The organism is Acerihabitans sp. TG2 (genome assembly GCF_035013185.1).
Classification (GTDB): domain Bacteria; phylum Pseudomonadota; class Gammaproteobacteria; order Enterobacterales; family Enterobacteriaceae; genus Acerihabitans.
In genome coordinates, this window is the sequence record NZ_JAYGJO010000053.1 from 1 (window position 1) to 10,739 (window position 10,739).

The 10,739-nt window shown below is 51.2% G+C and carries 12 protein-coding genes; 4 read left to right on the forward strand and 8 right to left on the reverse strand.

All coding sequences use genetic code 11. From position 1 onward, the window contains the following. Positions 1–885: 885 nt before the first annotated feature. The 4 genes from SJI19_RS23920 to SJI19_RS23935 all read right to left on the reverse strand — a co-directional run bounded on the left by SJI19_RS23920 (position 886) and on the right by SJI19_RS23935 (position 3,055). Positions 886–1,473, reverse strand: a complete 588-nt coding sequence (locus SJI19_RS23920) for a DUF6886 family protein (RefSeq protein WP_323480748.1) — start codon at positions 1,471–1,473, stop codon at positions 886–888. A 278-nt stretch (positions 1,474–1,751) separates the two neighbouring features. Beyond that, a complete protein-coding gene (locus SJI19_RS23925; protein WP_323480749.1) occupies positions 1,752–1,982 on the reverse strand; it encodes a hypothetical protein in 231 nt (76 codons plus the stop codon). Positions 1,983–2,127: 145 nt separating this feature from the next. Beyond that, positions 2,128–2,562: a carboxymuconolactone decarboxylase family protein gene (locus tag SJI19_RS23930; protein WP_323480750.1), complete on the reverse strand. Its 435-nt coding sequence runs from the start codon at positions 2,560–2,562 to the stop codon at positions 2,128–2,130. Between the two features lie 61 nt (positions 2,563–2,623). Next, complete coding sequence (locus SJI19_RS23935) at positions 2,624–3,055, reverse strand: GNAT family N-acetyltransferase (RefSeq protein ID WP_323480751.1); 432 nt, start codon at positions 3,053–3,055, stop codon at positions 2,624–2,626. A 106-nt stretch (positions 3,056–3,161) separates the two neighbouring features. Here SJI19_RS23935 and SJI19_RS23940 point away from each other — a divergent pair, with 106 nt between their 5' ends. Continuing rightward, on the forward strand, positions 3,162–4,586 hold the full coding sequence (locus SJI19_RS23940; RefSeq protein ID WP_323480752.1) for a PLP-dependent aminotransferase family protein: 1,425 nt from the start codon (positions 3,162–3,164) through the stop codon (positions 4,584–4,586). A 300-nt stretch (positions 4,587–4,886) separates the two neighbouring features. Here SJI19_RS23940 and SJI19_RS23945 read toward each other — a convergent pair whose 3' ends face one another. From SJI19_RS23945 to SJI19_RS23960, 4 genes are all read right to left on the reverse strand, one after another. Then, complete coding sequence (locus SJI19_RS23945) at positions 4,887–5,489, reverse strand: GNAT family protein (protein ID WP_323480753.1); 603 nt, start codon at positions 5,487–5,489, stop codon at positions 4,887–4,889. A gap of 15 nt (positions 5,490–5,504) precedes the next feature. Further along, positions 5,505–5,741 carry a hypothetical protein gene (locus SJI19_RS23950; RefSeq protein ID WP_323480754.1) on the reverse strand — a complete coding sequence of 79 codons (237 nt, stop codon included), beginning with the start codon at positions 5,739–5,741 and terminating at the stop codon, positions 5,505–5,507. Between the two features lie 9 nt (positions 5,742–5,750). Beyond that, positions 5,751–6,038 carry a hypothetical protein gene (locus SJI19_RS23955; protein ID WP_323480755.1) on the reverse strand — a complete coding sequence of 96 codons (288 nt, stop codon included), beginning with the start codon at positions 6,036–6,038 and terminating at the stop codon, positions 5,751–5,753. Between the two features lie 336 nt (positions 6,039–6,374). Further along, a complete protein-coding gene (locus SJI19_RS23960; RefSeq protein WP_323480756.1) occupies positions 6,375–7,784 on the reverse strand; it encodes a PLP-dependent aminotransferase family protein in 1,410 nt (469 codons plus the stop codon). Between the two features lie 168 nt (positions 7,785–7,952). Between SJI19_RS23960 and SJI19_RS23965 the strand changes: the two genes are divergently transcribed. The 3 genes from SJI19_RS23965 to SJI19_RS23975 are packed head-to-tail and all read left to right on the forward strand — an operon-like array spanning position 7,953 to position 10,602. Then, a complete protein-coding gene (locus SJI19_RS23965; RefSeq protein ID WP_323480757.1) occupies positions 7,953–9,377 on the forward strand; it encodes a cytochrome ubiquinol oxidase subunit I in 1,425 nt (474 codons plus the stop codon). Next, a complete protein-coding gene (gene cydB / locus SJI19_RS23970; RefSeq protein ID WP_323480758.1) occupies positions 9,377–10,384 on the forward strand; it encodes a cytochrome d ubiquinol oxidase subunit II in 1,008 nt (335 codons plus the stop codon). Before SJI19_RS23965 ends, cydB begins: the two co-directional genes overlap by 1 nt. A 56-nt stretch (positions 10,385–10,440) precedes the next feature. Beyond that, a complete protein-coding gene (locus SJI19_RS23975) occupies positions 10,441–10,602 on the forward strand; it encodes a DUF2474 domain-containing protein (protein ID WP_323480759.1) in 162 nt (53 codons plus the stop codon). The last annotated feature ends 137 nt before the right edge of the window (positions 10,603–10,739 follow it).

The window sequence follows — 10,739 nt, forward strand, 5'->3', positions numbered from 1 at the left end:
TCATACTTCATACTTCATACTTCATACTTCATACTTCATACTTCATACTTCATACTTCATACTTTTATATAATACTACTTCTTCACCTTCACCGCCAACTCAATATAATCATTACTGCTCAATGCGCTGGCGTTAGATATAAATTTAATACATCTTGCGATAATGTCAATACTGTTTTTACAACCATAGTTTTATTATCTGTAAATCACACTAGCGCTAGTCGGCTCCGCCTATCCAGCTCATTTTTCTGATGATGTGGCGATTGAGATTTAGCCTATTGTGTTCGATACAGTGTACAGGCACGCTCCGCACTAATTTCTCGCTTGGCTGCCAATATAAAACCGTACTGCTGGAACAGAAATACATAATTATCTTTCATTTTAGTTACATTTCATTAACTGGAGGCGTTGGCGTGCGTAGCTGGCAAATGCTTATTGTTCTCATGGGGAGCCTTATGGTTGCCCTTGCTTGTTTTGGCTTAATATTCTCACTCCTACAATTACAATATAGCTAAGCTTGGGCTTTGTTGAATAAATCGAATTTCCGCTATTTTGCGATGATCTGATACTCATGTTACTCCCGTAACTAATTGATTTACCGTTAGCGAAAGTTCATTTTTTGAACAAATATCCAAGCAAGACCGATTTATTCAACAAAGCCTTTCATACCCTGAAAATTACACTATTAGGTGATCCAGGGTATGCGCTTACTGGTTACGAATATTGAGCGGGAATCATACGATGATCACCGCTTTTCTTTCGAGCCAGTAAGTGCTCCACATTCGCTAACGAATACTCAGAGTGCGAATGACTATAACTCGCTCATAGCAGAGGTGCTGCGCTCTGGACCGTCCGCCTCGTGTTAACGGGAATATTTATATCAAAACTACTTGCCGTCAATACAGAACTTTCGTCCTGGCTTCGTGTGATTCCAGCCAGGTTTCCCCCACCCCTGAGCATTGCGCAGGCGAATGCCACTTGCATGAACTGATGATTGCCAGACATTTTTAAGCAGAGTCAATCTCTCCAAAACGCTCAGTCTAATGTTCCTTGATTGAAGCTCACCGGGCAAGTCACTAAGCCTCGTTACACCAAGAGGTGTGACGCTTGTTCTTGATACCCACATACCTACTTCGCCCACTTCTTCAAACGAAGTGACAGGTAATTCATAACGATAAACAGAACCAGAATTAAAGCGCTCCTCCCAGGGTTGTTCAATGAACGCGATAGCATTTTTTGAACAGTCGCCGCTCCATCTCTGCCAGTCTTCTTCTACTGTTTCTGAAAAAGGCCATATAACAATACGAGGACATTCACGCGGAAAGAGATAGAGCAATTCATGCTGCGCATCGGTGGCCCAGACTAATGAACCATTCAGCCACTCCTGGCCTGGCGGTCTGTCAACGTGAACGCGTATTGGTCGGGGGTTAAAAATATCGATATCGGGCTCATCACTAAAATGGAAAAGTCGCATACCTGCAGCCTGCTAAGAAAAAACATATTCTTAGCAGTCAAACACTGTATTTTGATGACAAGTTAGTAAAGCCCTGACCAATTCCCCGTGTATTTGCACACTCAGTTTTAGTCATACTTCTATAATGCCCTAATTGCCTCTGGCCCGTAGGTCCGATTATCGCTCTTAGCTGACTGTCAGATTAAGCCGTACATTGCCACATAACATGGTCAGAAGATTGTATTAACATAAAGGTAAAACCGACTGTCGCCGCATTATGTTCCATCATCCAGCGCGTTTCACTTGGTCTGAGCTAACGCGCCTGCAGCTTGTTCAACTGGCCAGATTGTGTTGCCGGTGAGGGTGATCAACAAATCCAGCATTTTGCCGGCGTTATCACTGAGATGGACCGACCAGCAGTTGCGCGTGCCGATCCGATGCGGTCGGGCGGACAACATAACCGGATGCTGCAGAGGACGGCGTACCTCATCACAGAGTTTTGGGACTTTCACCCCCGAGCTACTGTACATGTCCGTCACACACGAAAAAGGCCCCGACGGCCCTTGGGGTTTGATGACAAACAAGCGGCTCGTGAGGATGCTCGTATCACTGGAATGCGATCGATCTTCAGAGTACGCCGCGCCAGTACGTGCAGAATGACCTAATCGTCAATGCTTACTGACGCATTCCGACGGCCAGACGATTGAATGCACTCATCAAAGCAATGGCAAAAGTCAAATCGGATATTTCAACGTCGCTGAAATGCGCCTTGAGCGGTTCGAAATCCTCATCGGGCGCATGGGTTTGGTCCACGTGCGTCAGCGCTTCTGTCCAGGCCAGCGCGACACGTTCCCGTTCGGTGAAATTCTCTCCCACGCGCCATCCTGCCAGGCTGTCCAGCTTGGCATCCGGCACTCCGCTGGTGCGCAGTGCTTTCGCATGCATTTCCAGGCAAAAAGCACAGCCATTGATCTGCGACATTCGTAGCCAGACCAACTCGATTAACTGCTTGCCAAGGCTGCTTTTTTCCAGCGCCTTTTTGGTGGCACCTAAGCCTTGGAAGGCTTCGGGTGAGAGGGTGTGATAAGGCAAACGCGTCGGGGTACTCATGATGGATCTCCTGATAAGAAAGAAATAGAAAAAATGCTGCGACATCCCTAGGTCGCCTGGTCTACAACGACTGGCAAAAATGCATCCCTCTGGCCAGCAGACCTTGGCGAAAATAAAAACGTTGCCCCAGAGCATTGCCCAGGGCGGTATCAAGAACAACGTGCACGCAGCGTTGACGCTGTGCCTCTTCGCGCAATGCATCGACCAATTGTCCACCGACGCCGTGGCGGCGAGCGTCGGAGGCTGCGACGAGATCATCAACATAGAGAAAGCGCCCATACAGCAGATTCTCTTGAATGCGGTAGCCCGCCAAGCCTTTGACCTGTTCGTCTTGCCATGCGGCCAGCAGGCGATATCCCTGTGTGGTCTGACGACGCGCTTGTGCAGTAAATGCGTCGATGTCGGCCAGGTGGGGACGTAACTCACGCATGACGTTGAAGCAGGCGTGAAAGTCCCGACCGCTGTCAATATGCCTCAACTGAAAAGTGCTCATCTTGATTTTCCTAATGTGTATTTCCTTGTCGTGTCACGAGTACTGTAAGAAAATAATGGCCTATCGTATAGGTGCAAGAATTGAGTAAATTAATGGGACATCGCTTATGGATTTGCAGCACCTGAGACCAAGCCAAGAGCACGATGCACCAATCTACCTGCAGTTGTATCGGCGCTACCGGGAGGCGATCACATCCGGCAAACTCCTCCCAGGAGATCGTGTGCCGTCGGTGCGTAGCCTTGCCAGCGAGCTGAGTCTGGCGCGTGGCACGGTAGAAATGGCCTATCAGATGTTGGCAAGCGAAGGTTATTTCGTTGCGCGTGGCGCGGCTGGAACAGTCGTGTCGCCCCGGCTGGGAAGCCTGGCTGAACCTCGTGACGCCACGTTGCCCGTGCCCATAGTGCACGCATCAACACATCCTCACGCTATGCCAAGTGAAGCGTTGCCGTTCCAGCTCGGTTTGCCGGCGTTGGATGCATTCCCACGCAAGGCCTGGGCGCGCCTAGCAGGACGTTGCCTTCGTACGTTGGAGACGGTGGCGATGACGTATCCCGATCCAGCAGGATATGATCCTCTGCGGCGTGCCATCGCCGCCTATCTGGGTATCTCACGTGGCATCGCGTGTTCGCACGAGCAGGTGTTCGTTACGGTAGGCTATCGAGGAGCATTGGAACTGGTGTGCCGCACACTGCTGCAGGCGGGAGACGTAGGCTGGTACGAAGATCCGGGATACCTCTTCGCCCGGCAGTTTTTGGCGCGCGCTGGAATGTGCTTGGAGCCGGTGCCTGTCGATGAGGAAGGTTTGAACGTACGTATTGGCCAGCAACGTGCCACGCATGCGCGCTTCGCTGTGGTTACGCCTACCCACCAAAGTCCGATGGGTGTGGCCCTTTCGTTGCCACGGCGGCTAGAGCTGCTAGATTGGTCGAATCACCGCCAAGCATGGATCATCGAGGACGACTACGACAGCGAATTCCGTTACCACGGCCGGCCCTTGCCAGCGTTAAAAAGTCTGGATCGTGATGGGCGAGTACTCTACACAGGCACCTTTAGCAAGGTGCTGTTCCCCGGTTTACAGCTAGCCTATCTGGTGGTTCCTGCGTCCCAGATCGGCAAATTCAGGGATACCGTCAATCACCTTCCCGGTCCCGGCTCTATCTTGCCTCAAGCCATGGTGGCCGACTTCATGGAACAGGGACACTTTGGCCGACATCTACGCAGGATGCGAACCTTGTATGCGGAGCGGCGCAGCTATCTGGTTGATGCGCTGAGGCAGACGATGGGGGAACGTCTGCATGTCCAGCCGCAGGCAGGCGGCATCCACGTATTAGCTCACTTGAATGCCCAGCAGAATGACAACGTCCTGACGGTGGCCGCTCAGGCCAAAGGCCTCGCCATCCAGGCGTTGAGCAACTGGCGGATGCGCGAGTCATCACAGGGGGGGCTACTGATGGGGTTCACCAATTTCGCAACGGCTGAAGATGCTGTGGTATCCGTTCGTCGCCTCAATGCGGCGTTGGGTAAGCACTAACATCCAATTGTGTTTGCTGAGCTGCGATAGAAACGGAATCAGACCAGGTTGCGGCAATCCAATCAGGGTCAATAAGAGCGACCTTTAAGCTGGGTGTGCCTTTGATATGTAAGGGGCTTTGTTGAATAAATCGAATTCCCGTTATTTTGCGGTGATCTGAGACTCATGTTACTCCCGTAACTGATTGATTTACCGCTAGTGAAAGTTCGTTTTTTGAACAACCATCCAAGCAAGACCGATTTATTCAACAAAGCCGGTAGGACTATATAGCTTCCTTATATCAGTACAAATATGTCTAATTTATCCGTTGCTGTTTAGGTGGGTGTTTTTTAGTATTTTCAGCCGTTCCTTAATAAGTGGCCATTCAGTATCAAGAATAGAAAAATAAACCATATCTCTGGCCCTACCGGAAGCAGTGATCAAGTGTTTCCTAAATATTCCCTCTTCAATGGCACCTAGGCGCAAGAGCGCATTACGCGATTTTTCATTGCTAGCCTCTGTCTTAAAAACAATACGTTGCACGCATAAATTTTCAAATGCATGAGTAAGTAGAAGTGATTTTGCCTCAGTATTAGCACCTGTTCGCTGATGCGATGATGTTAACCATGTGGCCCCTATTTCGAGTCGGCGATGTTGCGGTGATATATCCATATAACGTGTAGTACCAATTATTTTCTCATCAGACATATTTACTATGACAAAAGGCAACGTCTCGCCTGCCTGAAATTGGTCGAGAGCCTTACTCACATAAAGATGCATATCTTCCTGTGAAGTTATAGGTGCAGGCTGTAAGCGCCAAAGTTCAGGATCCAATCCCACTAGGGTCAATGCGTTAACATGTTCGAGCTTCATCGGTTCCAAGCGTATGATTTTACCTATGAGAGTAATTTGCTGAACTTTCATATTTTGTGCCTTTCGTTAGTTATATGGTGTTCGTTCTGCTTTGGTGAACAGGAGGTGAACGTGGTAAACGCGAGAAGAAACAATGGCGCCCGGCGCTGTGTAGGGGTCATCTTTCCCTAAAATATCGGGGAATGTGCCTACCCCTTTAAAGGCGATGAAGTCGCTTAATAAATAGGTTTTCAGGTTAGACATCTTGCTAAAAACCGGATCTAAGAATTGGGCGTAACTGTCACTATTCCATGTGACCTTCATTGAGTCACCTCAGTGGAATGAAAAATTGGCGAACAGGTTTTCGTCAATAAAGCCCGTGTGAGAGTCAGTAAATTCAACCTCGTTGAAACACTGATCCAAAATCATCAGCAGATCTGAAATCGCCAGGCGGTATTCGGTAATCGAGTCGCTCAGACGTTTCAGATATGGGTGCGGCTGATTGGCGTCGCGGACAAACTTGTTAACGTAACCTTCAAGACCACGAATAGTCAGGTCGACGTTCCTCAAATCTTCATAGCGGCTTTCACCGAAACTCGTGCGGATTTTTTCGGCACTCAAGTTGGAAACGCATAAAACCTCTTAACACTAAACTGGTTCGTCACTAAGTGTACGCGGTGTTGACGAAAGCGACAAATAGCAAACGCCCCCGACAAGGAGCCGTATCGTATTACAGCGTGCTCGAAAAAGCAGCAAATTCCGCATATCCTCCGATTAGTTCGCCATCTACAAACACCAGTGGAATGCTCACAACCGGATGGTAATCTACCGCTGAAATAGAATGAGGGCGGATGACCAAATCAGATGATGGCCAGCTGATAATGGCCATCTGTTGTTATCAGGCTGGTTTGGGGACATTTACGGTCAGGCCTTTTAAGCCATTTACCGTGGTGGCGGTTAAAGCAATTGTTTAATCAAATCCGTTAGACTGACGACAGCCTGTTCGTAGCGCTGACCCCACGCATACGATGCGTTGAAGCGGAAGTAGTTGTGATACTGGGTGCCCGCGGAAAACATCTTACCCGGCGCAATACTGATTTTCTGTTCCAGCGCCCGGTAATAAAGCTCAGTCGCGCTAAGATGCGCCGGTAGGGCTATCCATAAAAAGTACCCTCCTCGGGAATAGTTGATATGCGCGCCTGCCGGCAGGTGGGAATACAACGACTGCCAGGCGCTATTTTTGCGCATCTCCAGTTCACGGCGTAAACCCCGTAAATGACTATCGTAACCGCGGGTAGCCAAGTAATTTGCCAGCGCCAACTGCATAGGCGTACTGGTGGATAGAGTGCTCATCAGCTGTAGCCGCTGGATTTTACCTGCCATTTCCCCCGCCGCCACCCAGCCGACGCGAAAACCCGCCGCCAGATTTTTCGAAAACGACGAGCAGTGCATAATTTTACCCTGTTGGTCGAACGCCTTTGCCGGCAGAGGCTTTTGTGCGCCGGCGTAGAGTTCGCTATACACATCATCTTCAATTAAATGCACCCGATAACGCCGCAGCAGCGCCGCCAGGCGCTGTTTTTTTTCCACCGAGAGTGTGCAGCCGAGTGGGTTTTGGCTATTGGTCATGACCCAGCAGGCTTTCACTGGATAGTCGGACAGCGCGCATTCCAGTGCATCAAGATCGATGCCGTCACGCGGATCGGTGGTGACGGCCAGGGCTTTTAGGTTTAGGCGTTCCAGCGCCTGTAGCGCACCATAAAACGCCGGATTTTCCACAATCACCCAGTCGCCCGGTTCGGTCACCGCCTGCAGGCTTAGGTTCAGCGACTCCATCGCGCCGGCGGTAATCACGATCTCCTCCGGTGCCACCTGCATCCCCTGCAGCGCATAACGGCGAGCGATAATTTTGCGTAAATCCTCGTTCCCCGGCGGCAGATTATCCATCGCGCTGGAGGGGGTCATGGTACGCGCCACTTTGGCCAGGGCACGGGTAAGCTGGTGGTTGGGAAACAATGAGGGATCGGGAAATGCCGAGCCGAACGGGATAATGGCCGGGTCCCGACTGGCCTGCAGCACCTCAAATATAAAGTCGTTGATATCTACCTGCTCTGCCGTCTGGACCGGTTGGTGAGCTGTTGGGGCGGTAAGGAATCCGGCCTTGGGCGCGACATAATATCCCGATTGGGGTCGAGCAAGGATCCAACCTTGTCTCTCCAGTTGCTGGTAAGCACGCATCACCGTCATCAGGCTCAGACCTGACGAGAGCACCTGTTCGCGCAAGGATGGCAGCTTATCGCCCACCTGCCAAATATCGGCCGCTATCTGGTCACTCAACTGATGGACCAGCGTCTCATATTTATTCATCTTTACCTGGCAGTGTCCAAATTTGATCAAAACTGTTATAGCATAAAACATGATTTCTGTTGCTGTTATACCCCGGGATTTCATCTTATGATCGACAGCGTAGTACCTTATTCCCCGGCATGTTCGGCATGGGATAGTACAGATTAATCGATGAGTATGGGGTATACCATGTTTGGGCTAGACGCGTTTCACCTTGCCAGGATCCAGTTTGCCTTTACGGTGTCCTTCCACATTATCTTTCCCGCCATTACTATCGGCCTGGCCAGTTTTCTGGCTGTATTGGAAGGACTATGGTTAAAGACCGGCGATGAAGCTTACCGGGATTTATATCACTTCTGGTCGAAAATTTTCGCAGTCAATTTTGGTATGGGCGTGGTGTCGGGACTGGTTATGGCTTATCAGTTCGGCACCAATTGGAGCGGATTTTCCCAATTTGCCGGCAGCATTACCGGGCCGCTGCTGACCTACGAGGTGCTGACCGCCTTCTTTCTTGAGGCTGGTTTTCTCGGGGTTATGCTGTTTGGCTGGCAGCGGGTCGGCAACGGCCTGCATTTTTTTGCCACCTGCATGGTCGCCCTCGGTACGCTGATATCCACGTTCTGGATCCTGGCCTCCAATAGCTGGATGCAGACACCACAGGGGTTCAAGGTCGTCGACGGCCAGGTGGTACCAATAGACTGGTGGCAGGTGATTTTCAATCCATCATTTCCCTACCGGTTGCTGCATATGTCTACCGCCGCATTCCTGGCCAGTGCGCTGTTCGTCGGTTCAGCCGCCGCCTGGCATCTGCTGCGTCATCACGACACGCCGGCCATTCGCAAAATGTTGTCGATGGCGATGTGGATGTTACTGCTGGTCGCACCGATCCAGGCACTGCTTGGGGATATGCATGGCCTCAATACCCTGCGCTACCAGCCTGCCAAAATTGCTGCCATCGAGGGGCACTGGGAAAACGTGCCTGGTGAGTCTACGCCACTGGTGCTGTTCGGTCTGCCGGATATGGTTCGGGAGCAGACCCGCTATGCGGTTGAAATACCGTATTTGGGCAGTCTGATCCTTACGCACAGCTTGCACCAACAAGTGCCTGCGCTGAAGGATTTCCCCGCACAGGACCACCCCAATTCAACGATCGTATTTTGGTCGTTTCGCGTCATGGTCGGGCTTGGCATGCTCATGATTCTACTGGGGTTGATCAGCCTCTGGCTGCGCCTGCGCCACCGGCTCTATCACACCAAAAGCTTTCTGCGTTTTGCCCTACTGATGGGCCCTTCGGGCCTGATTGCCCTGCTGGCCGGATGGTTTACCACTGAGGTTGGCCGGCAGCCCTGGGTCGTCTACGGGCTGCTGCGCACCCGCGACGCGGTATCGGCCCATGGTGATCTGCATATGACCATTAGCCTGCTGGCCTTTATTGCTATTTATACCTCGGTGTTTGGCGTGGGCTATCTGTACATGATTCGCCTGATACGCCAGGGACCGCGATCGGGCGAAGGGCAACACCCACCCGCGGGTGGCCCAGGCCGTCCACGCACCGCCGGCAGTACGTTATCGAGTGTGCAAGAAAACTTAACCTCCACGACCAAGGAGCAATAATGGGTATCAATCTGCCGGTAATCTGGTTTTTGATCATCGTATTTTCCACCTTAATGTATATTGTCATGGATGGCTTTGATTTGGGGATCGGCATTTTGTTTCCCATCGTCAAGGATCCGCTTGAGCGTAATATCATGATCAACAGTGTCGCCCCGGTATGGGACGGTAACGAAACCTGGCTGGTCCTGGGCGGCTCGGCGCTGTTCGGCGCCTTTCCCCTAGCCTATTCGGTCATTGTCGATGCGCTATCCATCCCCTTGACACTGATGCTGTTCGCGCTGATTTTTCGTGGCGTCGCGTTTGAATTCCGCTCCAACGCCTTGAAAGGCCACCGCGCTTTTTGGGATAGGGCCTTTATCGGCGGATCGGTGGTTGCGACCTTCTGTCAGGGCGTAGTGGTAGGTGCGTTTATCAACGGTTTTCCAGTGGTCGGACGCGCGTATGCCGGATCTGCTTTTGCTTGGCTAACCCCTTTTAGCCTATTTTGCGGCCTTGGCCTGACTATCGCCTATGCCTTGCTGGGATGCACCTGGTTGATCATGAAAACCGAACATGAATTACGAAATCGGATGTTGCGGTGGGTAAAACCCTTGCTACTGGCTCTGCTGCTGGTCATGGCCATCATCAGTTGCTGGACGCCTCTGGCACACTCGGCCATTGCCCAACGCTGGTTTTCATTGCCCAATCTGTACTATCTATTACCGGTACCTTTGCTGGTAGCGATAGCCTGCATCGCGATCGTGGCAGCGGTGAATCGCGACGCCCATCATGCCCCGTTTCTGTTCACGCTATTGCTGGTATTTGTTGGTTTTGCAGGACTGGGCATCAGTATCTGGCCGTTTATTATTCCGCCGACCATCGATCTGCGCGCGGCGTCGGCACCCGCTCAGAGCCAGGGTTTTATGCTGGTGGGCGCGCTGTTAATTATACCGATTATTTTGGTGTACACCTTTTGGAGTTACTTTGTTTTTCGCGGCAAAATCAATCCACAAGAGGGTTACCACTGATGCGTTTTACCCTTGGCCACGCTGGGCGCGTTAAGGTTTCATCACTAGAGTCAACTATGCCATCGATATCTCTCGCCGCGCAGGGCGGCCAAAAAAAATCTTTATGGCGACGACTATTGTGGTTGATGCTTCTCTGGTCAGCCAGCGTGTTGGCCTTGGGAATAGTGGCAATGCTGTTTCGGCTGCTAATGACGGCTGCGGGAATGCGCGCGCACTAACGCGGGTAGCCCTGTCAAACAACTGTTCGGTGGTCATATGATGTGCGCTGAAGCAGGCAGCGACTGTTTACGTCAGGAACCTTGATCCTACCCAGATTTGACGGACACGCTGTTAAGTGAGGTAAACTCATTGACGA